This window comes from Mycobacterium sp. NPDC049093 (assembly GCF_040704635.1).
Classification (GTDB): domain Bacteria; phylum Actinomycetota; class Actinomycetes; order Mycobacteriales; family Mycobacteriaceae; genus Mycobacterium.
Genome location: NZ_JBEZJS010000002.1, coordinates 498,936 through 519,692, shown reverse-complemented (window position 1 = coordinate 519,692; position 20,757 = coordinate 498,936). Strand labels below are relative to the sequence as shown.

Annotated in this window: 22 protein-coding genes; 12 read left to right on the top strand and 10 right to left on the bottom strand. The window is 64.3% G+C overall.

Annotated features, from left to right (window positions below; all coding sequences use genetic code 11):
• Positions 1-230 precede the first annotated feature (230 nt).
• Positions 231-1,202 carry an amidohydrolase family protein gene (locus tag AB0876_RS07980; protein WP_526041668.1) on the bottom strand — a complete coding sequence of 324 codons (972 nt, stop codon included), beginning with the start codon at positions 1,200-1,202 and terminating at the stop codon, positions 231-233.
• A gap of 124 nt (positions 1,203-1,326) precedes the next feature.
• Between AB0876_RS07980 and AB0876_RS07975 the strand changes: the two genes are divergently transcribed.
• From AB0876_RS07975 to AB0876_RS07965, 3 genes are all read left to right on the top strand, one after another.
• On the top strand, positions 1,327-1,890 hold the full coding sequence (locus AB0876_RS07975; RefSeq protein ID WP_448444517.1) for a TetR/AcrR family transcriptional regulator C-terminal ligand-binding domain-containing protein: 564 nt from the start codon (positions 1,327-1,329) through the stop codon (positions 1,888-1,890).
• A gap of 349 nt (positions 1,891-2,239) precedes the next feature.
• Positions 2,240-2,488, top strand: a complete 249-nt coding sequence (locus AB0876_RS07970) for a transposase (protein WP_448444515.1) — start codon at positions 2,240-2,242, stop codon at positions 2,486-2,488.
• Positions 2,485-2,865, top strand: coding sequence for a hypothetical protein (locus AB0876_RS07965; protein WP_448444513.1), 381 nt, complete (start codon positions 2,485-2,487; stop codon positions 2,863-2,865). The genes AB0876_RS07970 and AB0876_RS07965 overlap by 4 nt, the downstream gene beginning before the upstream one ends.
• Positions 2,866-2,914: 49 nt before the next feature.
• Here the strand turns inward: AB0876_RS07965 and AB0876_RS07960 are convergent, their stop codons facing one another.
• The 5 genes from AB0876_RS07960 to rpsF all read right to left on the bottom strand — a co-directional run bounded on the left by AB0876_RS07960 (position 2,915) and on the right by rpsF (position 8,131).
• Positions 2,915-5,989, bottom strand: coding sequence for a replicative DNA helicase (locus AB0876_RS07960; protein ID WP_526041926.1), 3,075 nt, complete (start codon positions 5,987-5,989; stop codon positions 2,915-2,917).
• Positions 5,990-6,503: 514 nt separating this feature from the next.
• Positions 6,504-6,959 carry a 50S ribosomal protein L9 gene (gene rplI, locus AB0876_RS07955; protein WP_491839951.1) on the bottom strand — a complete coding sequence of 152 codons (456 nt, stop codon included), beginning with the start codon at positions 6,957-6,959 and terminating at the stop codon, positions 6,504-6,506.
• Between the two features lie 12 nt (positions 6,960-6,971).
• Entirely contained in the window at positions 6,972-7,235 is a 264-nt protein-coding gene (gene rpsR, locus AB0876_RS07950) for a 30S ribosomal protein S18 (RefSeq protein WP_055119147.1), read from the bottom strand.
• Between the two features lie 35 nt (positions 7,236-7,270).
• Positions 7,271-7,771, bottom strand: a complete 501-nt coding sequence (locus AB0876_RS07945; RefSeq protein WP_064932225.1) for a single-stranded DNA-binding protein — start codon at positions 7,769-7,771, stop codon at positions 7,271-7,273.
• 69 nt (positions 7,772-7,840) lie between these two features.
• Positions 7,841-8,131 carry a 30S ribosomal protein S6 gene (gene rpsF / locus AB0876_RS07940; protein WP_018603055.1) on the bottom strand — a complete coding sequence of 97 codons (291 nt, stop codon included), beginning with the start codon at positions 8,129-8,131 and terminating at the stop codon, positions 7,841-7,843.
• A gap of 157 nt (positions 8,132-8,288) precedes the next feature.
• Here rpsF and AB0876_RS07935 point away from each other — a divergent pair, with 157 nt between their 5' ends.
• The 6 genes from AB0876_RS07935 to AB0876_RS07910 all read left to right on the top strand — a co-directional run bounded on the left by AB0876_RS07935 (position 8,289) and on the right by AB0876_RS07910 (position 12,391).
• A complete protein-coding gene (locus AB0876_RS07935) occupies positions 8,289-8,939 on the top strand; it encodes a hypothetical protein (protein WP_526041667.1) in 651 nt (216 codons plus the stop codon).
• Positions 8,940-9,011: 72 nt separating this feature from the next.
• Positions 9,012-9,635 (top strand): hypothetical protein, encoded by a 624-nt coding sequence (locus AB0876_RS07930; protein ID WP_526041666.1) that lies wholly within the window; start codon positions 9,012-9,014, stop codon positions 9,633-9,635.
• 44 nt (positions 9,636-9,679) lie between these two features.
• Positions 9,680-10,234 (top strand): hypothetical protein, encoded by a 555-nt coding sequence (locus tag AB0876_RS07925; RefSeq protein ID WP_491839954.1) that lies wholly within the window; start codon positions 9,680-9,682, stop codon positions 10,232-10,234.
• 82 nt (positions 10,235-10,316) lie between these two features.
• Positions 10,317-10,958 carry a hypothetical protein gene (locus AB0876_RS07920; RefSeq protein ID WP_526041665.1) on the top strand — a complete coding sequence of 214 codons (642 nt, stop codon included), beginning with the start codon at positions 10,317-10,319 and terminating at the stop codon, positions 10,956-10,958.
• A 246-nt stretch (positions 10,959-11,204) separates the two neighbouring features.
• Positions 11,205-11,645, top strand: a complete 441-nt coding sequence (locus AB0876_RS07915; protein ID WP_526041664.1) for a hypothetical protein — start codon at positions 11,205-11,207, stop codon at positions 11,643-11,645.
• A 56-nt stretch (positions 11,646-11,701) separates the two neighbouring features.
• Positions 11,702-12,391 (top strand): hypothetical protein, encoded by a 690-nt coding sequence (locus tag AB0876_RS07910; protein WP_526041663.1) that lies wholly within the window; start codon positions 11,702-11,704, stop codon positions 12,389-12,391.
• Here AB0876_RS07910 and AB0876_RS07905 read toward each other — a convergent pair.
• The 3 genes from AB0876_RS07905 to AB0876_RS07895 all read right to left on the bottom strand — a co-directional run bounded on the left by AB0876_RS07905 (position 12,309) and on the right by AB0876_RS07895 (position 17,030).
• The gene (locus tag AB0876_RS07905; RefSeq protein ID WP_526041662.1) at positions 12,309-14,039 is read right to left on the bottom strand and encodes a glycosyltransferase family 87 protein; all 1,731 of its coding nucleotides are present in this window, start codon (positions 14,037-14,039) and stop codon (positions 12,309-12,311) included. The genes AB0876_RS07910 and AB0876_RS07905 overlap by 83 nt on opposite strands.
• Positions 14,036-16,372 carry a transglycosylase domain-containing protein gene (locus AB0876_RS07900; RefSeq protein WP_491840033.1) on the bottom strand — a complete coding sequence of 779 codons (2,337 nt, stop codon included), beginning with the start codon at positions 16,370-16,372 and terminating at the stop codon, positions 14,036-14,038. Before AB0876_RS07900 ends, AB0876_RS07905 begins: the two co-directional genes overlap by 4 nt.
• Positions 16,373-16,607: 235 nt before the next feature.
• The gene (locus AB0876_RS07895) at positions 16,608-17,030 is read right to left on the bottom strand and encodes a DUF5318 domain-containing protein (protein WP_036443617.1); all 423 of its coding nucleotides are present in this window, start codon (positions 17,028-17,030) and stop codon (positions 16,608-16,610) included.
• A 70-nt stretch (positions 17,031-17,100) separates the two neighbouring features.
• Here AB0876_RS07895 and AB0876_RS07890 point away from each other — a divergent pair, with 70 nt between their 5' ends.
• On the top strand, positions 17,101-17,970 hold the full coding sequence (locus AB0876_RS07890; RefSeq protein ID WP_526041661.1) for a DUF1707 domain-containing protein: 870 nt from the start codon (positions 17,101-17,103) through the stop codon (positions 17,968-17,970).
• A 6-nt stretch (positions 17,971-17,976) separates the two neighbouring features.
• Here the strand turns inward: AB0876_RS07890 and AB0876_RS07885 are convergent, their stop codons facing one another.
• Positions 17,977-18,825, bottom strand: a complete 849-nt coding sequence (locus tag AB0876_RS07885) for a DUF1963 domain-containing protein (RefSeq protein ID WP_526041660.1) — start codon at positions 18,823-18,825, stop codon at positions 17,977-17,979.
• 149 nt (positions 18,826-18,974) lie between these two features.
• On the opposite strand from AB0876_RS07885, the gene AB0876_RS07880 reads away from it, so the two are divergent.
• Together AB0876_RS07880 and AB0876_RS07875 are read left to right on the top strand one after the other, a co-directional pair.
• Positions 18,975-19,520: a PadR family transcriptional regulator gene (locus tag AB0876_RS07880; RefSeq protein WP_055120968.1), complete on the top strand. Its 546-nt coding sequence runs from the start codon at positions 18,975-18,977 to the stop codon at positions 19,518-19,520.
• Between the two features lie 57 nt (positions 19,521-19,577).
• A complete protein-coding gene (locus AB0876_RS07875) occupies positions 19,578-20,669 on the top strand; it encodes an inositol-3-phosphate synthase (protein WP_491839960.1) in 1,092 nt (363 codons plus the stop codon).
• Positions 20,670-20,757 lie beyond the last annotated feature (88 nt).

The following is a 20,757-nucleotide window of genomic DNA, read 5'->3' as shown; positions in this document are numbered from 1 at the left end:
CGAGCAACGTCGTCGATATTTGCTTGTGGCCCCAAAGTTGCTCAGCAGCAACGCATCTTGCGAATGGGCTGCTTACGATTGCCCGAAGACGTCAAACGGGACGACCCGTTGCCGCGACCGTACCCGACTGTCGAGTCCCCGATTGGCGTTTCGCGACTAGTGGAACCCCCTTCGGCCCGGACACGCGGGGCGCCAAAACGGTTCTTCAGCAAGCCGCGATCCTCTGGTTGTCAGGCAGCTCCGAAACGAGGGAACAAGCGCTCGGCGTTACCTCGCTCGATGGCATGCCGATCGGCGCTGTCGAGCGCCTTTGAGGACATCAACTGCTCGATGTTGCGGGTGATGAAACCCTCTGGCGCGGCAGTAAAATCGGTGCCGAAGAGGATATGATCCGTGCGGGTGACTTCCAGAGTAGGAAGCAACGAATTGGGGCTGCCCGCCAGCGCGGTCTCGTAGTAGAGATCGGCTAGCACATCACGGAACTGCTGAGCATCGATGGCAACATCAGCGGGCCCTTGACCCAGCCCGAGATGCTCGGCGATACGCACCGCCAAGGTGGGTAACGCTCCCCCGCAATGAGCCAGGATCAGCGTGAGCCCTGGGTGACGTTCAAACACTCCGGTCAAGGCGGCGTTGGTGATGTTGCGGGCCGTGTCGAACGGGAACTCGATGAACGATCCGACCCTGCCCAGGTTGAGTTCGCTGCTGTACGCGCAGTCTGTCGGATGCACGAACACCGGCACGCGTCGGCGGCCCAGTTCTGCCAGGATCGGCTCCAAAGTCGGCTGACCGAAGTAACGTCCACCAACATTCGAGGTCAGTGCGACACCGTCGAGCTTCAACACATCGAGGGCGTAATCGATCTCAGCCAGCGTCGCGTCGATGGTATTGAACGGCAGCGTGGCGAAAGCTCCGAAGCGCCCAGGATGGTCTTTAATCACCTCCGCCATGGCTTCGTTGATCTGGCGGACCAGCACCGTGGGGGACTGCGAATCGGTGGAATCAGCAGGATTGGTGGTGAAGCTGAACGGCAACGACAACACCTGAGTGGCGATGTCGTGGCGGTCCATGAACGCGATTGCCTTCTCCGGTGTCCACTCCGCGATCGGGAAGTTGCCCGGCAGAAAGCCTGAATTGCGCAGGTATCCGTAGATTGGTTGGCCCATGTAGTGGTTGTGCACATCAATACGACGACCGGCCATCGCACGCTCCTCTGCTGAGGCGGTGTCGCGGCAATGGCCGCTTCAGCCGCAAGATACTATTCGTATCTTGACGCTAAGCTATTCTTTCGAGATACGCAACGTATCTATGTCGCAGGGAGGTGCCTTGGCCAGGCGCTACGGACAGGCCCTTGAGGACGCGATCCGGGCAGCGGTGCGCACCGAGCTAGCGAGGCACGGTTATTCCGGGCTGACGTTCGACGGCGTTGCGGCGCAGGCGCAAACCAGTAAACCGGTGCTGTACCGACGCTGGCCGACCAAAGCGTTGATGGTCGTCAACGCTTTAGAGGTGACCGCACCGCTGACGCCAACTCCCGACACCGGCTCACTCGCCGGAGATCTGACGGCACTGCTCAGCGCGATACGGGATCGGTTTCCCGAAAAGAGCCGCGACACCATCATCGGGCTGATGGCCGACCTCGACGACCGGGCAGGCGTACTTGCACACGCGTTGCTATTGGAATCCGCAGACGAACTACTACAACCGATCCTGCGACGCGGACGTGCTCGCGGCGAACTCGGCGATGGAGAGATCCCGTTAAGAGCACTACGCGTTCCGTTCGACCTGATGCGCCACGACGCACTTGTCGGCGCACCCCTAAGCGACGCCGATATCGACGCAATCGTCGACGACTGCGTCGTCCCGCTGTTGATAGCACTAAGCGACTGACGAATAACAGCCGCGCCTTGCCGATGTCTCACCCCGCCGCTTCCGGCTCCCTTAAACGAAGCGGCACCTCACCGTCCCGACAGACGCACAATTGAACATCCAAGATTGACGCCAGCCAACGAATTGCTATGCGAGACAGCAGAAAAACTGTGAGCAACTCAGACATCTCATCGCGGTGCCCAACGTGCATTGCACAGCGGTGTTCGTCGCCCGCTGCACGCACTTAGCGATGTCGTGATCGGCGGCGCTCCTAGCCTTTCATCTTCGAGGCCGTTGGCGCGCGTCCAGCCACTCCATGAATGCAGTTGGTCTACTTCGCGTTACATCGAATGATGGATGTCCGCCGAGGATGCTCATTTCGACATTCGTCCTGGTTCACGGTGCCAGTGAGGGGGACCCGGTGACGCTGCACAAGTGGATGCGCCAGGCCGATATCGATGAAGGCGCCAAGCCTGGCAGGAGCACTGGCGAGTCCGCTGAGCTGCGGGATGCGCGGCGTCGGATCAAGTTGTTGGAGCAGGAGAATGAAGTCCTGCGCCGGGCCACGGCCTATCTGTCGCAGGCCAACCTTCCGGGAAAAGGTTCTACCCGCTCGTGAGTGAGCTCGCCGCCGACGGGATACCCGTCGCGGTGACGTGCCGGGTTCTCAAGCTCGCCCGCCAGCCCTATTACCGCTGGCTGGCCCATCCCATCACCGACGCCGAACTCGTCGAGGCCTATCGCGCCAATGCGCTGTTCGACGCGCATAAGGACGACCCCGAGTTCGGGTACCGCTACCTGGTCGAAGTGGCCCGAGAGGCCGGCGAGTCGATGGCCGAGCGCACCGCCTGGCGGATCTGCTCGCAGAATCAGTTGTGGAGCGTGTTCGGCAAGAAGCGCGGCAAGAACGGCAAGGTTGGTCCGCCGGTACACGATGATCTTGTCGAGCGTGACTTCACCGCTGATGCGCCAAATCAGTTGTGGGCTGTTGTTTAACAATCAATGCACGCTTTTCAATCTTCATTGCATCTCGACAAGCATTCGGCTAACGCGCCATATTCGTGAACCGCGAGAAGTGAAGCTGGTGCGCCACAGTGATATTCGCGGTAGGTCCGTTACGGTGCTTGCCCAGGATGATGTCGGCTTCACCGCCGCGCGGATCTTCCCGGTCGATCGCATCGGGGCGGTGCAGCAGCAGGACCATGTCCGCATCTTGCTCCAACGAATTATGTAGGCTAACTAAATTAGCGACGAAATTGTGCGTCCCGCTGACCGTTCCGTCGTAGACGTCCTGTTCGCCAATGCTGGTGATCTCCACAATCTCGTCCCAGAACACGTCGTTGGTAGCGAGGTCGCGCAGAGTCTGGTTGTTGAGCAGGTTCGCGGCCTTACGCAACCGTTCCCGACTCGGCGAGTGCTTCCACATTGTCGAACCACAGAACTGGGTGCCCATCGCCGCCGCGAACTGGCGGTGTGTCATGCCGTCACGGGTCAGAGCCGACTTCACTTGCTCCCACACCTCTTTGGGCACGGTGTCGAGATTGGTATTGCAGCTGATAGCCGTCAGGTGGCTCAACACATCACGCGCCAGCACACCACGCCCACCGTGCACGCCGACATCGGACAGGAACCGTCGCTGGTTCTCCACACCATAGATCAGCACGTGCCAGCAGTCCCGGTACCCGGTCTTCTTGGCCCGCTTGATCCGCGCGGACACCCCGACCCGCAGCAGCAACTGCATCACATCGTCGGCCAACTGTCGGCTGGTGGTGGCGTAGTAGATCCGGCCCTGGTTGACCTTGGCGTCCCACCGCACCGATCCATCCGTCGCCCACAGGTGGTGGAGGAACAACGCCACCTGATCATTGGGCAGCGCGAAAACCAGCTTGGGCACGAACTTCTCGTAGCTTCGCTTCCCGAACAGCCCCAAACCGTCCAGCCAGGCTGCGATCGGATTGCGCTTACCGTGGGTGAGCCGGTACGGCGCCGGCATACGCAGGGTCGTCACCCGGGCCGCCGCGTACTCGTCACGTACGGCGGAGATTCCGAAATGGGTCGCCGCCGTCGTCACGGCGGTCAGATTCTCCTCATCGATGCTGGCGTAGCGGATCGGCTGACGCTTCACGCATGAGCCGTCGCCGATCATGTGCGCCAGCATCACGATCTCCGACTCCGCCATCCGTTCGGTATGCACCGGTTCGGGCACTAACCGCGGAGCCGCCACCCGGGAACCAACGGTCAACTCTCCCAATGGAACCCAACCGTCCAGTGTGTGGAAGGGGTGGTTGGCGGTGGCCTCGACCTCACGCCCCGATGCCAGCCGGACCTTAAAGACTTCCTTGTGCCCGCTGTAGAACACGTTGGTCATCGGGCGGGCGACCATGCGCTTGTGCTCGTCGAGCGACCACACCAACGGGCGCTCATCGGTCGCCATCAGCTCACCGAAGGTAACCTCAGCACCGTTGTCGGCGCGCAGAATTCGCGTGTTCGCCGTCAGGCAGCCCGACTCACGAAGATCAGAGACCTGGGGACGCTTGTCGGTACGTTGCTCGGGACCACGGTTGAGCTGGCTGATCGCGATCACCGGCACTTCGAGTTCCTTGGCCATCAGTTTGAGGCTTCGGGAAAAGTCCGACACTTCCTGCTGGCGTGACTCGTACTTCTTGCCCGAGCTCATCAGCTGCATGTAGTCGACGACGACGAGCTTCAGATCCGCCTTCTGTGCGAGCCGCCGCCCCTTGGCCCGGATCTCCATCATGGTCAGGTTCGGCGAGTCGTCGATGTAGAGCGGCGCCTCACTGATCTCGCTCATCCGGCGGGCCAGCTTGGTCCAGTCGTCATCGCTCATCCGGCCCGAACGCATATCGGCCAGTTTGATCTTCGCCTCGGCCGAGAGCAGTCGCATCACGATCTCGGACTTGCTCATTTCCAGCGAGAAGATGACGCTGGCCATCCGGTGCTTGATCGAGCACGACCGCATGAAATCCAGGCCAAGGGTGGAGTTGTGCGTCGGCACCATGGCGGGGCCCGCCAGGTACAGATGTGCGGCGTTGTCGACCTCGACGCACCGCACCGGCACGCTGGGTAGCCGGCGCACCGCCGCCACCTGACAGACCGGCGTCAGCACTGCAGCTCCCCCACCCGAGGTGGGTGCAGCAATGGTGTGCAGACCCGGGCGCAGCCGAGTGGTGGTGCGAATGCCGTCGCCCGTCGGCCATTGATGCTGGGCATCCGCGACAATCACTGTGCCGTCGGAGAATTCAACCTCGAAACACGGCCGGCCCAGCATGACCTCAGTGGCCGCGACCACACGCGTGGGCTCACCGTCAGCGCCGATGAGGTAGTCGCCCACGGCGATGTCACCCATCGTGGCCCACCCGTTAGGCGTCGGAAGCGGGGTATCGAGCGCGAGTGCCTTCCCGACACCAGGTCGGGCCGCAATGATGACCATCTGCCCGGGGTGCAGGCCGTTGGTGATCTCGTCGAATTCGGTGAACCCGGTCGGCACGCCACGCGAGATTCCGCCCTGCGAGGCGATCGCGTCGATCTCGTCCATCGTGGGCTGCAGCAGGTCCTCGAGCGCGACGAAGTCTTCCGAGGCGCGTCGCTCGGTCACGTCGTAGATCTCGGCCTGTGCCCGGTCGACCACATCGGTGACGTCGGCGCCGTCGGCCCCGGCGTAGCCGTACTGGACCACCCGGGTACCGGCCTCCACCAACCGGCGCAGCAGGGCCTTCTCGGCCACGATGCCGGCATAGAAACCGGCATTGGCCGCAGTGGGCACGGTGGAGATCAGCGTGTGCAGATATGGCGCCCCGCCGATGCGGCGCAGCAGGCTACGCCGATCCAGCTCGGCCGCCACGGTGACCGCGTCGGCGGGCTCCCCTCGGCCGTAGAGGTCCAGGATCGCGTCGTAGACGTTCTGGTGTGCCGGCCGGTAGAAGTCACCGGGACGCAAGCGCTCGAGGACGTCCGCGATCGCGTCCTTGCTCAACAGCATGCCGCCCAGGACCGCCTGCTCGGCCGCCATGTCCTGCGGCGGCTGCCGGCCGAAGTCCTCCCCAGGCGGAGGGCCATCCATCTCCGAATCTGGATGCCCCAGGTCGTCCACCACCGCCACGGACTCCCCACCCCCTTCCGAGACCTGCCTCACGACAAGCTCGAACGTTTATTCGAATCGGTACTGCAACTGTAAAACAGGGCTCCGACAAGCTCGTGACGGCGCTGCGACGCATCACGGTAGACGGTTGCTGGCACCCCCGAAAGCCACCCCTGTTGATGAACCTGTGGATGGTGTGGGGATAGGTCTCGGTCGCGGTGTTGAGCCTCTGGGGAGAACCTGTGGATCATTCCCGAGCGATCTTTTATTTTCCCAGGTCAGAGTGCCATAGGGGTTGTCAGTGTTTGTGTATGGGAAGTTCTTCGGCGTGTCGTGCCGGGTTGCCGTCCCGGGCGTGTTGTGTTGCGCCCCGGGACCCGGCGGGTTAACACCGAGTTAGCTTCGCTGTCCAGAGTTTCCCGCAACGAGTTCGCCAGACATACAGCAAACGCCCGAGTGGAAACCTCTGCAGGTCCCCACCCGGGCGATTGAGTGCCGGCGGAATTACTCCGCTACGGATTATTCCGCTACGGGATTACTCCGCGACGACGTTCAGCGACACCTTGGCTTCCACCCCGGTGTGCAGCCGGACGGTAACCGGATGCGTGCCGACCGACTTGATATGCGCCTTGGGCAGCTGCACGGTGCGCTTGTCCAGGTTCGGGCCGCCGGCCTTCTTGATCACGGCCACGACATCAGCGGCAGTGACCGAACCGAACAGCTTGCCGGTGTCGGCAGCGGCGTGAACCGGCAGCGACACCTCGCCCAGACCCTCGAGCGCGGTCTTGAGCTCGTTGGCATGCTCGACGCCGCGGATCGACTTGGCCTCGCGGGCCCGGCGGATCTCGTCGGCCTGGCGCTCGGCGCCGCGGGAGGCCACGATGCCCAGCCCACGGGGCAGCAGGTAGTTACGGCCGTAGCCGTCCTTGACCTCGACGACATCGCCTGCGACGCCCAGGTGCTCCACCTCAGCGGTGAGAATCAGCTTCATTGTTCTGCCCCCCTACCGCGTCGACGAGCCGAACGGCAGCAGAGCCACCTCGCGGGCATTCTTCACCGCGACGGCAACGTCACGCTGGTGCTGGACGCAGTTGCCGGTCACCCGGCGGGCACGGATCTTGCCGCGCTCGCTGATGTAGGTGCGCAGCAGCGCGGTGTCCTTGTAATCGATGATCTGCCCCTTGCCCTTCTTGGAGCAGAACACGCACTTGCGGGTCTTGACCGGCTTTTCCGGTGCCGGCCGCCGCTTGGTATTCGACTTGGCCATTGGTTATCTCTTCCTTGCAAAAATTTCGTTGTTGATCAGAACGGCGGCTCGTCGTCGGCTCCACTGAAGGAGCCCGACGCCGGCGCACTGCCCCACGGATCGTCTTTGGGCTCGGCCTGGCGCGAACCTCCGCCGCCACCACCGCCGAAGCCACCACCGCCGCCGCCACTACGGCTGGCCTTGTTGACCTTGGCCGTGGCGTAGCGCAGGGACGGACCGATCTCGTCGACCTCGACCTCGACAACGGTGCGCTTCTCACCCTCGCGGGTTTCGAAGGAACGCTGCTTGAGCCGGCCGGTGACGATCACCCGCGAACCCCGGGTGAGGCTCTCGGCCACGTTCTCGGCCGCCTCACGCCAGATGTTGCACCGCAGGAACAGCGCCTCGCCGTCCTTCCACTCGTTGCTCTGCCGATCGAACATCCTCGGCGTCGAGGCAACGGTGAAGTTGGCGACTGCTGCGCCAGACGGAGTGAAACGCAGTTCCGGGTCAGCGGTCAGGTTTCCGACAACTGTGATGGTGGTGTCACCAGCCACGAGATCCTCCTGGGATAGGCATGTCCGTTTGCGCGAAGCCTACGTAGCCCCGCCGACGACTGACAGCCTTTAGTGCTTGTCGGTCCGCATCACCTTGGTCCGCAGCACGGACTCGTTCAGGTTGAGCTGACGGTCGAGCTCGGACACGGTGGCCGGTTCAGCCTTGACGTCGACAACGGCGTAAATGCCCTCGGCGTGCTTGGCAATCTCGTAGGCCAGCCGGCGGCGTCCCCAGATGTCGACCTTGTCGACAGAACCGCCATCCTTGCGGATGACGTTCAGGAACGTCTCCAACGACGGAGCTACGGTGCGCTCGTCAAGTGTGGGGTCGAGAATGACCATGATTTCGTATGGACGCATTAGAACCTCATCACCTCCTCTGGTCGTGTACGGCCACGGCGAATTCCGTGGCAGGAGGGTCGCCTGCGTCGGCAACCGGGTTAGGCTACCGGAAATAGCCCTGATCTGCGAAATCCGTATGACCGGGACCATATCGACGTCAGGATCGAGGGGATCTGTGACCTTTCCCAATTCGCCCTTCGGTCAGGGGTTCCCTGACCAACCCGGCTATCAGCCGCCCTACACACAGCAACCCGGTTTCCCGCCGGTGCTGGGCCAACAACCCGGCTATCCCGGACAGCAGCCCCAAGCACAGGCATCCGGGGAACCCAGCGGGGTCACAGGGATCATCGCCGCCGTCCTGGCGGGATTGGGCGCGCTCGAGGGCGCGGCCGAAGGCAGCCTCCTGATTCTCAACTGGATCTTGTCGACCGGTCTCCGCAACTTCAGCACCAAAACCCATGTGCTCGAGATCGTCGCAACGGTGGTCACCGGCACCTCCGCACTCGTGCTCCTGGCCGGCTCGATAATGCTGTTTCAACGCAAGTTGATCGGCCGTATGCTCGTCGTGATCGGGTGCTCCTTGGCTATTCTCGGCCGGGTGGGCAGCTTCGCTGCGGCTGCCTCGTTCCAGAACGACTACCCCGGCGCCCCCGGCAGCCCACTCGTACTGGTGTCACTCATCTTCCCGATCGCGACCATCGTGCTGACCTTGGTTCCGTCGACCACGGCGTGGATCCGAGCGAAGCAGAATCCGGTTGCGCCCCAGCCCTACCCACAGAATCCGGCTACGCCCCCGACCTACCCGCAGTACCCGGGCTGGAGTTGACGCCAAAGCCGCTCTGTCCGCCCCCATCCGGAATAGGGTGAGCCCGTCAAACTTCGAGGATCGGGGGCAGCCGTGACCTATCCCAATGGGCCTTACGGTCCGGGGTCTCCCGATCAGTCCGGTTACCCCCAGCAGCCTGGGTATCAACAACAGCCCGGCTATTTCCCGCCCGGCTACCCGCAACAGCCCTATGGCCTGCCACCCGCGCCACCCGCGTCCCCCAGCGGGGTGACCGGCATCATCGCAGGGGTTCTGGCCGGGCTCGGCGGCCTGGCGAACTTCTTCGGCGGCCTGGCGATGGCCTTCGGACTTTCCGTGTTGATCAACGGATCGTCCGAAGTAGCCGGTTCCGCCTGGGGCGGGTGGACACCGCTGATCGCCATGACGACGCTGAACATCGTCGCCGGGCTGCTGCTTCTGATCGGAACGGTGACATTGTTGCTACGCAAGATGATTGGCCGCTGGCTCGTGGCCGCGGGATGCGCGGTGTCCATCCTGAGCACGCTGATCAACCTCACGTGGACACCGTCGGCCATCGCCGACTACGAGTACGACCGCGGCGTCGGCGCTGATCTCGTGGGTGTCATCTTCCCGATCGTGACGCTCGTGCTGGTCCTGCTGCCGCCGACCGGGGCCTGGATCCGGGCCCAGCAGAATCCGCCTGCTCCCCAGCCCTACCCGCCGTACCCGGGCTGACCGCTCAGGTACCGACCTGCCAACCACTCACGATCGGAGCAGCAGTGACCTCTCCCTCAGAATCCGAGGGTCAACAACCCGAGAACCCGCTCGACGAATCCCAACCGGTGGAACCAACGGCCGCGCCGAGGGTTTCGGCGCACGGGATCACGGCGATCATCACGGCTGTCCTCGCCGGGATCGGCGCCCTGCTGACCCTCGGCAACGGCATCGCCGGGCTGTCCGGCCTCGCCGCACTGGCCGGTGACGCGGGCTTGCGAACTCTGGCCCTCAGAACCCCTGGGGCACTGACGATGACGGTCCTCGCCACCCTGCTGAGCGTCGCCTGCGGACTCTTGCTCCTGGCCGGCACGGTGGCGCTGCTGCGACGCAAGATGACCGGCCGTCGGCTCATCGTCATCGGCTGCGCACTGATCATCCTCGGCAGCCTGATCAGCCTCGGACTCAGTCTGGCCACGACAGCCCGCTACGGCTCCTACGCCATCAGCGGACTGGCAATCTTGAGTCTGGTGCTCCCGGTCGCCACGCTCGTGGTGGCGCTGCTCCCGTCGACCGCGGCGTGGATCCGGGCGAAACAGGAACTGGTCGCAGCTACCTAGCGTCTCCTACCGCCGGTACCACTTTGCTCTCGGCTGGCCGGATACAGTGGGCCCGTCAACTTTCGAGACTCCGGGGGGACCTGTGACCTTTCCCAGTGGACCCCACGATCAGGGGTTTCCGGAACAGCCGAGCTATTCACAACAGCCGAGTTTCGGGATCCAGCCGCCGATCTACTCGCATCAACCCGTCTTCGAACAACAACCCGGCTATCCGCAACCGGGGTGGCCACAGCAACCCGGCTACCCCGGCGGGAATCAACCGACGTCGCCCCGCGGCCCGAGCCGAGCCACGGCGATCATCGCCGGAGCCCTGGCGCTGCTACTCGGCCTGTTCGGTCTCGCCCTCACAGTGATACCCACATCCGAACTGGTGACCGGCAACGGTGACGACATGGCGCTCGTATGGCTGCTTTTCGGCCTCGCCTTGAGTCTGCCCCTCTGCGCCGGGGCGATCCTGCTGTTTCGACGCATGATGATCGGGCGCTGGCTCCTCGTCGGCGGCTGCGCTTCGAGCACCGCTGCCATCCTGGTGGCCGTCGGCGCCTTCGTTGTCCACGACCGACAAACCCCCAACCCCGATGTCGGACCGGTCCTTGCCGGCGTGATCCTGGCTGCCATCCCCACCGTGGCTCTGGTAACGGCCCTCGCGCCCTCGACAGCGCGTTGGATCCGAGCGAAGTCGAGTCCTGTTGCAGCCCAGAACTATCCACCGTACGAGCACTGAGAACATGGTCCGCAGTCGGTCAATCTCGAAAGATCAGGGGGAACTGTGACCTTTCCCAGCGGACCATCAGGTCCTGGATTTCCGGAGCAGCCGGATTTCTCACAACAGCCCAGTTTCGGGATCCAACCGCCGATCTACTCGCACCAACCCGGATTCGGACAACAACCTCCCGGGTGGCCACAGCAACCCGGCTACCCCGGCGGGAATCAACCGACGCCGCCCCGCGGCCCGAGCCGAGCCACGGCGATGATCGCCGGCATCCTGGCGTTACTGGGGGGACTGGTCGGGATCATCCTCGGATCGGCCGGGATCGTCGCGATCTTCATCTCAGGGCAAGAGGAACGCGACGCCCGGATGTACTCGTTACCGTTGATCGGCTTCGGGTTCGGGCTGTTGCTCGTCGTCGGGGCGATCTTTCTGTTTCGACGCAGGACGTACGGCCGCCGGTTGATCGTCATCGGATGCGCCCTGGTCATCCTGTTTGCAATCACCGCCCTCGCCGACATCGTCTTCGGCATCTCAGACCGGCCCCGTCGTGATTTCGATTCAGTCGATACCTTCCTCATCGCGGGCCTCTTCTTTCCGATCTTGACAGTCGTCCTGACGCTGGTCCCTTCGACCGCGCGATGGATCCAAGCAAAGCCCAGTCCGGTTGCAGCCCAGTACTATCCGCCCTACCACCACTGAGCGGAGCGCAGGCCGCCGTAAGACGACGGTCAAATCTTCGAGAAACAGGGGGATCGATGACCTTTCCCAGTGGGCCCAACGATCAGGGTTTTCCGGAACAGCCGGCCTTTTCACAACAGCCCGGTTTCTCACAACAGCCCGGTTTCGGAGTCCAGCCGCCGATCTACTCGCACCAGCCCGGCTCCGGACAACCCCGGCCGCAACAACCTGGGCCGACCGCCCCGACCAGCCGGGTCACCGGGACCTGCGCCGCCATCCTGGCGGGCGTCGCCGCAGTGGTGGCCCTCGTTCTCCTCCTGGTGGGGATAGTCGGGACGCTCGTGGATCTGAGCAGACCCACGTGGAACCTCGGCGAGGCGCTGATAACGATCGCCATCGCATCTCTGGTGCTCGGCGGGTACGGACTGCTCATGCTCACCGGCGCGAGAAAGCTCTACAAGGCCAAGAGGACCGGCCGCCGGATGGTTATCGTGGGCGCCCTGCTGGCCACCCCGGCCCCCGTCATCGGCATAGCCGCGACCTACACCGACGCTACCCGCGATGGCCACCCTGCCGGCTTCCTGCTCTGGATCCTGGTTCTCATTTATGTGCTCGCCACGTTCGTACTGGCCACGCTGCCGTCGACCGGTGCCTGGATCCGCGCGAACGAGCCTCCGTCTGTACCTACGGAAGCCCCGCCTCAGGTGTTTCCACCATCCCAGGGGTATCCGACGCAGTACCCGGGGTATCCGCCATATCACCGCTGACGCCGCCCGTCGTCACCAACGCGGGTTCCCGCTTCGGTTCGATACGCACCCGGTCAGCTGACGGTCGCAGCCAGTCCGGCAGCCACCGCGGCGGGTTGTCGGGTGCTTTGTCGAACACCCCACCGGTGGGGTCGTCGATGCGGCCGCCGTGCCGGACAAGGTCGAGATCCGGGCGATAGATCTGGCGAACGACCAACGCGCACAACATGATCACCGCGAGATCACGCAGCAACACCGTGGTGGTGAACCACTGCTCGGGGAGGCCCTTGTTGGCCTCGCCGTACAGATAGAGCATGCGCGGTACCCACACCAGGGCATCGATGGTCATCCACGCCAACAGGATCCGGCGGTGCGGCAGAGCGAGCACCGCCAGCGGCACCAGCCACAGCGAGAACTGCGGGCTCCACACCTTGTTGGTCAGCAGGAAGGTGGCGACCACCAGGAACGCCAGTTGCGCCAACCGCGGCCGCTGCGGCGCCGTCAGCGCGATGTAGCCGATCGCAATGCAGCACGCCGCGAACAACACTGCGGTGACGGTGTTCAACACCGTCGGCGGCTGCCAGAAACCCAGGTCCGGATCGAAGCCCTGCCAGTCGCTGAACGACTTCACCACGTTGTACAGCGAATCCATGTCGTCACCACGACGGGTATTGAGCCGGAAGAACTCTGACCACCCGCGCGGGAACATCACCATGATCGGCAGGTTGATGACCAGCCAGGTCACCACCGCTGTCAACGCCGCCTTGCCGACCTCGCGCAGACGCCCGGTGCGCAACCCGAGCAGCACGAGTGGAACGAACAACAGCAACGGATACAGCTTGGCCGCCACACCGATTCCGATCAGCGCCCCGGCCCACACCGGTTTTCGCCGGGCCCACGCCAGCATCGCGCCTGCTGCGGAGGCGGTGGCGAGGGCATCGAAATTGGTGAACACCTGGAAGATCACGATCGGTGAGCCGGCCACCAGCGCGGCATCCCACACCCGCCGGCCGGCCAGTCGTGAGGTGGCCCAGATCGTCGCCAACCAGGCCAGCGCCAAACCGAACGCGGCAATGTTGAAGAACATCACCACTTCGGCGATGAGCGGGACCGACACCAGCTTCGTCAGCGCGGTATAGGTCTTGGCCAGTGACATCGACGCGTACTGGTACAGCCCCGTCAGCACCGGGTATTCCATGTAGCGGATCGCCGGGCTGCCGTCGTACTGCATGCGCGGCTTGCCGGTGGCGTCGTTCTCGACCCAACTGGACTTGTAGGGAAACTTGCCCTGGTTCAACAACTCTGCGGTGTAGAGCGGAACCGTGTCGGAATAGCACAGCTCGTAATAGGCCCGGTTGTTCTCCCAGTTGGCCACCCGCTGCCCGGCCGTCCCGCTTCCGGTCGTCTGCAGGCACGCGGCCTTGGACGTATATCCCAATGCCAGGAACACCACGGCGATGATGAACATCACCCGCAGTGGGGTCATGAAGCGTGACCGGCCGATCAACGCATGTCGGCCGACGGGTCCGCCCACCGTCTGCGACAGCGCCTCGGCCAGCGGGTCATTGCGGCTGGGGAGGTCGCGGTCGTCGGCGCTCCGCCGGTCTTCTGCCGGCGGGGCCGGCGAATCCAGTCCAGCCGGCGCGGCCGGGGCTACCCGGTCCGTCACGGAGGCGGCGGTGGCACCGGCTCGCCCGGCACGCCAGGCACAACGGGAGCTCCCGGCGGCGGACCGATCGGCACGGTCGTCGGAGGCCCGATCGGGATCGTAATGCCCGGGGCCACTTCGATGGTCGGCTGAATCACGGTCTCCGAAGGCATCACGATCGGTGGACCACCCGGAGTACCCGGTGCAGGCGGGGGCGGCGGGGCCTGCGGCACACCCGCATAGCCGCCGATCTCGGTCGGCTTCGGGAACTTCTCGTTGTCGGTGCCCTTCAACGCGCCGTCCATCGTGGATTTCCAGATGTCCGACGGCAGACCGGATCCATAGACCGGCCCACCCGACGGAGTCTTCAACGGCTTCACACCGTCAGAGGTACCCACCCACACCGCAGTCGAAAGCGACGGCGTGTAGCCCACCATCCAGGCGTCACGGTTGTCACCGGTGTCGCCGAGCTGATTGGTGCCCGTCTTGGCGGCCGAGGCCCGCCCGCCGGCCAGGTTGTGCCCGCGCGACCAGCCGGCGATCGGCTGCATCGCCGACGAGACGTTGTCGGCCACCGCCTTGTCGATCCGCTGTTCACCGTTGTCCTGGCTGGACGCGTCGAACAGCACCTGTCCCGACGAGTTCACGACCTTCTGGACGAAGTGCGGCTTGTGGTAGACGCCGGAGTTCGCGAGCGTCGCGTACGCCGAGGCCATGTCGATCACCCGGGACTGGTATTGGCCCAGCACCACGCCGTTGTTGGGCGGACCGCCCTTGCCGTCCTCCGACAGCGTGTGCTCGACGCCGGGGAAGCTCTCGGCCACGCCGGCATCGTGGGCCGCCTTGGCGACGTCCTCGGGACCGTGCTCCAGCTTCAGCATCAGCCGGTAGTAGCTGGTGTTCAGCGACCGCTTGAGCGCCTCGGCGATCGAGCAGGTGCCACACCCTTCACCTTCGACGTTGCTGATCTTGATGCCGTTGACCTCGACTGGGCCGCTGTCGACCTGATAGCCCAGGCCGATGCCCTGCTGCAGGGCGGCGACGAGCGCGAACACCTTGAAGGACGAGCCTGTCGGCAGACCTGCCTGGGCGAAGTCGAAGCCATTGGCATCCGAGCCGCCGTAGTAGGCCTTGACCGCGCCGTCGTGCGGATCGATCGAGACCACCGCGGTCCGCATGTCGGAGTCTTGCCCGTCCATGTACTTGGACACCGCGTTCTCGGCGGCCTGCTGGGCCTGCGGGTCGATCGTGGTGGTGACCTGCAGACCTTCGGTGTTCAGCGCCTGCTCACTGATATCGAACAGATCCAGCAGTTCCTTGGTGACCTGCCGCTCGATCAGTCCGTTGGGACCGGTGGTCTGGTTGGCCTGACGGGCCTGATCCGGCGGAACGGTCGGCGGAAACACCTGGCCGGCGCGTTCCTGGGCCGACAACGCGCCCATGTCCACCATGCCGTCGAGCACCCAGTTCCACCGCTCGGCAGCGCCTTCCGGATCCACCGCGGGGTCCAGCGTCGAGGGGCGCTGGATCAGCGCGGCCATCAGGGCACCTTCGGCGACGGTGAGCTGCTCGACCGGCTTGTCGAAGTACGCCTTGGCCGCCGCCGCGATCCCGTACGAGCCGCGGCCGAAATAGATCATGTTCAGATACGCCTGCATCACAGCGTCTTTGGACCATTCGCTGGCCATCTTGGTCGAGATGACCAGCTCCTTGGCCTTACGGATCAGACCGCCGATGCCGGACCGCTCGTCACCGACGAGCGCGTTCTTGACGTACTGCTGGGTGATGGTCGACCCGCCCTGCAGATCACCGCCGACCAGGTTGTTCTTGATCGCACGCAACAGCGCGGTGAACGAGAAGCCCGGATTGGTGTAGAAGTCGCGGTCCTCGGCGGCCATCACCGCATTGCGGACGTGCTCCGGGATCTTGTCGATGCCGACGTCGACACGGTTGCCTTCGGGCGGCACGATCTTGGCGATCTCGCTGCCGTCGCTGGCCAGGATCGTCGACACCTGGTTGGTGCGGATGTCACCGGGCTGCGGGACGTCGACAATCATGTACGCCATCCCGAAGGTCACCAGCGGAAGCAGGATCATCGCCACCACCGCGGCTATCGACAGCCGTCGGACCAGCTTCCAGTTGATGTGGAACTGCCGGGTCGCCTTGGGACCCGACCCCGACGGACCCGAAGGCCCGGTCCCGCGGCCGCCTCCCGGCGGGGGAGGCGGAGATTTGGGTGGCGGCGGTTTCGGCGGCGGAGTGCCGTCCATCGCCGCCCTGACGACGTCGAGTGGGGCAGGCCCACCGTCGCGCACCGGCGGCAGCACCGTGGTGAGCCGATCGTCGGGCGGCACCGCCGGACGACCGGGACGGCCCGTGGGACCGTTCGGCCGTCCCGTGGACGCATTCTCACGAGCCGGCGGGCGGTTCTCCCGCACCGGGGGCTTATCGAGCATCGGGGGCTTCTCCCGCGCGGGCGGGTTCTCCCGCACCGGAGGCTTCTCCCGGGCCGGCGGCCGGTTTTCTCGCGCGCCAAGGCGGTCAGCCGCACTACGGATGTCGTTGGCTGACCGGCTATGGCGCCCTTCGTTATTCACTGGCCGTACGCGCCGACTTGCGCGTGCCTCGAGTGCCACGTGCCTTCGGCGGCCGAGGCGCGCCCAGGACATATGACTTGACCAAATGATTCCAACTGCAGGTGCGGCATACCTCAACCACATGGACTGCGAACTCGTCGTAACGAGTTGCCAACATCACCAGCTCCTCCGCGGTGCGCGCTGAGCCCGAAACCGGGCCCAGATGATCACCGAAAACCCACGACACCAGCGTGAGCTGCTCTTTACGGCAGATCGGACACATCACCGAACTTTGCTTGCCGTGAAACTTTGCCGCGCGCAGCAGGTACGGATTGGCATCACAGACCTCCGAGACGCCGGTGCGCCCCGAATAGACCTCAGCCAGCAGGGACCGCCGCCGAAGCGCGTAATCCACCACCTGTCTCTGCAATCGCACGATGACCAGAGTACGTCGACCCCCTGGACACCGAGGCGCGACCGCGTCACACCTCCTACGATCATCTTCCGTGGCAACTCGGCAGACCTCGACCACCCGGGCCAAGGACAGCGATCGCAACGACACCTGCAAGGTGCTCGACAGCGCGCTTGGCGAAGGCCAGTTGTCCATGGAAGAACACCGTCAGCGGGTATCCGCGGCCACCAATGCCACGACCCTGGGAGACCTGGCCCGTCTGGTCGACGATCTACAGAACTCCAATGCACCGGTGAAGATGCCGACGCTGACCGAGGCCCGCCTGCCCCGCATTCGCAAACCCGCCGGTTCCGGGTGGGGGTTGAGGGTGGCCTCGGCCGGCGTCCTGGTCGTGCTCGGTATCGGCATCGGCTGGGGTCTGTACGGAAACACCCCGTCACCGTTGAGTTTCAACCCCGACCCAGGGGCGGTGCCCGACGGCATCGACCCCGTCGTGCTGACCCCGCCGACACAGCTGCAATCGCTCAACGGAGTCAAAGGACTCTTCGAGCAGATGCGCCAGAAGTTCGGCAACACCACGGGCTTCGAACTGCACATCGACCCGGACTCGGCCATGCTGTACCGACCTGATCCGCAGGACAGCCGCAGGAAGGTCTATTACCGGTACACCGGCGGTTGGGGCGACCCGAGCCCGGATCCGCGCACTACCGACAAAGATCGCCTCGTCGACCTCGGGGCATTCGATTACGAGCGGGTTCTCGGGATCATGCGGGGCGCCCCCGACACGCTCAACACCAAACGTGCCGACGTGAAGAGCACGTGGCTGCGCATCACGCCGTCCGAAGACCCCTCGACACCCGAGGCCATCAACATCGCGGTCATCGTCAACAGCGATTTCGGCGGCGGAACCATCGACCTCTACCCCGACGGCACCGTCAAGGGGATGCACCGCAACAACGGGTGAGATCGGTCAGCGCTGGGCGATCAGCCAAGTCTGGGAAAAATCACCGTCCCGCAGATCTCGGTCCCTGGTCAAGAAGTAGACGGTGAAATCGCCGCCCAGCCAGTCATCGAAGCCACGGCTCGGACGCACGCTGAGTTTCTCGGTGATCCGTGCATCGGCTGTGAGTTGGAGCAACAAGCACCAGTCGGAACCCGGTTCGACGCCGCGGTGTCGGGTCGCGTCAAAGCGCGGGTCCCACTGGACCGCCTCAGGTATACCCCCGATCTGCACACCCGTCGGGGCAAGTTCGTCGTCATACCGGACCGCGTTCCACGCTTGGTGCAGTGCACTGAACGGCCGGCGTTCGTCGAAGTAGGACTCCTCGATCACCGGATAGCTCATCGCCCGCACCGGAATCAGCAACCGCGGCGCCCAAACCGTCACTCCCACAGGCGGTTCCGGCTCGACCTCGGCTCCCGGAGGCGTGTAGACCACCTTCCAACCTCCGGCCTGGTAGGGCTCTCCCCACGGCGGCAGCTCCGCGTCGTCGGCATAGAAGAACGTCAGGGTGCCGTCGATCGGAAGCCCCGTCACATCGGCATAGGGAGCCAGCAGCCAGAGCTCGAGCACCGCCATACACACCAGGTGCCGCTCATCTCCAGCCACGTCGTCGACCGACGACGGCCAGGGCATTCCTCGCGGAAGGACTGGCTCGCCACCGATCCTCGACCCGATAACAGGACCCGGCACCGCGCCACCCAACTCGAAGTGCAGCGCCGGCTGTCCGGAGTCCAGGTAGGCCGGCCCGAGCTCGGAACCAAGATGCGTGTCGACCAGATCGGCGAAGTGTTCGGCTAGATAGTCGGGAACGATCACGGTGAAAACCTATGTCCCCGCGCGCACCAGCAGACGCACCAATCTGAGTGACTACTTGGCACCAAATATATCGGCGCGATACAGTTTGGCGAGGTGTTGATCCGTCGTAGCGATCAATTCCATCTGATCTGTCGAAAGGGGTGTTTTCGATGCTGGAGCTCGCAGTCCTGGGCCTTCTGCTCGAATCACCCATGCACGGCTACGAGCTGCGCAAGCGATTGACGGGTCTGTTGGGGGCGTTCAGGGCGTTCTCGTATGGGTCGCTCTACCCGGCATTACGGCGCATGCAGGCCGACGGCCTGATCGTCGAGGACGCCGCACCCTTGGGACCGACCAAGGTGCGTCGCGCTCGGCGGGTTTATCAGCTGACCGATGCCGGCAAGCAGCGATTCACCGAGTTGGTCGCCGACACGGGGCCACAGAACTTCTCCGACGACGGGTTCGGTGTCCACCTGGCCTTCTTCAACCGCACCCCGGCCGAAGCCAGGATGCGAATCCTCGAGGGCCGGCGTCGTCAGGTCGAGGAACGTCGGGAAGGTCTTCGCGAAGCCGTGGCGCGGGCCAGCAGTTCATTCGACCGCTACACCCGTCAGCTGCACCAGCTGGGCCTCGAGTCCAGCGAACGAGAAGTCAAATGGCTCAACGAGTTGATCGCGGCCGAACGTACGGCACAGGGGCGCTCGGAAAACATATGAGCACAGACCCGCACAAGGCCCCAGGCCGAGCACACAGAACGAGTAAGGAGATCGTCCATGTCTGAGCACGCAGGAGAAATCCGGGTCGCCATCGTCGGCGTCGGTAACTGCGCATCATCCCTGGTCCAGGGCGTGCAGTACTACCACAACGCCGATGAGAACGCGTCCGTGCCGGGCCTGATGCACGTGAAGTTCGGCCCGTACCACGTGCGTGACGTCAAGTTCGTGGCCGCGTTCGACGTGGACGCCAAGAAGGTCGGCTTCGACCTGTCCGAGGCCATCTTCGCCTCGGAGAACAACACCATCAAGATCGCCGACGTGCCGCCCACCAACGTCACGGTGCAGCGCGGCCCGACCCTCGACGGCATCGGCAAGTACTACGCCGACACCATCGAGGTCTCCGACTTCGAGCCCGTCGACGTGGTCAAGGCGCTCAAGGACGCCAAGGTCGACGTCCTGGTCTCCTACCTTCCGGTGGGCTCCGAAGAGGCCGACAAGTTCTACGCCCAGTGCGCCATCGACGCCGGCGTGGCCTTCGTCAACGCGCTGCCGGTGTTCATCGCCTCCGACCCGGTGTGGGCCAAGAAGTTCGAGGACGCCGGTGTCCCGATCGTCGGCGACGACATCAAGAGCCAGGTCGGCGCGACCATCACCCACCGCGTCATGGCCAAGCTGTTCGAGGACCGCGGTGTCACCCTGGACCGCACCTACCAGCTCAACGTCGGCGGCAACATGGACTTCCTGAACATGCTGGAGCGCTCGCGGCTGGAGTCCAAGAAGGTCTCCAAGACCCAGGCCGTCACCTCCAACCTGACCGGCTCGCTGGCCGGCAAGGTCGAGGACAAGAACGTCCACATCGGCCCGTCCGACCATGTCGCGTGGCTCGACGACCGCAAGTGGGCCTACGTGCGCCTGGAAGGCCGCGCCTTCGGTGACGTGCCGCTGAACCTGGAGTACAAGCTCGAGGTGTGGGACTCGCCGAACTCGGCCGGTGTGATCATCGACGCGGTGCGTGCCGCCAAGATCGCCAAGGACCGCGGCATCGGCGGCCCCATCGAGGCAGCCTCGGCCTACCTGATGAAGAGCCCGCCCAAGCAGATCGCCGACGACGTCGCGCGCATCGAGCTGGAGACCTTCATCGAGGGCTGATCCACTTCGTTTTCACTCTGCGCTCAGGGCGTGTGCTTCTCGCACATCTACGCCCTGGGCGCAGAGTCGTTTTGGAAGTAAGGTCGGC

Coding starts and splice junctions, on each gene's coding strand:
- AB0876_RS07980 (WP_526041668.1), bottom strand. CDS start 1,202: ATGGCCGGTCGTCGTATTGATGTGCACAACCACTACATGGGCCAACCA.
- rpsR (WP_055119147.1), bottom strand. CDS start 7,235: ATGGCCAAGTCGAATACCAAGCGGCGGCCGGCACCGGAAAAGCCGGTC.
- AB0876_RS07970 (WP_448444515.1), top strand. CDS start 2,240: ATGCTCATTTCGACATTCGTCCTGGTTCACGGTGCCAGTGAGGGGGAC.
- rpsF (WP_018603055.1), bottom strand. CDS start 8,131: ATGCGTCCATACGAAATCATGGTCATTCTCGACCCCACACTTGACGAG.
- AB0876_RS07875 (WP_491839960.1), top strand. CDS start 19,578: ATGTCTGAGCACGCAGGAGAAATCCGGGTCGCCATCGTCGGCGTCGGT.
- rplI (WP_491839951.1), bottom strand. CDS start 6,959: ATGAAGCTGATTCTCACCGCTGAGGTGGAGCACCTGGGCGTCGCAGGC.
- AB0876_RS07915 (WP_526041664.1), top strand. CDS start 11,205: ATGATCGCCGGCATCCTGGCGTTACTGGGGGGACTGGTCGGGATCATC.
- AB0876_RS07910 (WP_526041663.1), top strand. CDS start 11,702: ATGACCTTTCCCAGTGGGCCCAACGATCAGGGTTTTCCGGAACAGCCG.
- AB0876_RS07880 (WP_055120968.1), top strand. CDS start 18,975: ATGCTGGAGCTCGCAGTCCTGGGCCTTCTGCTCGAATCACCCATGCAC.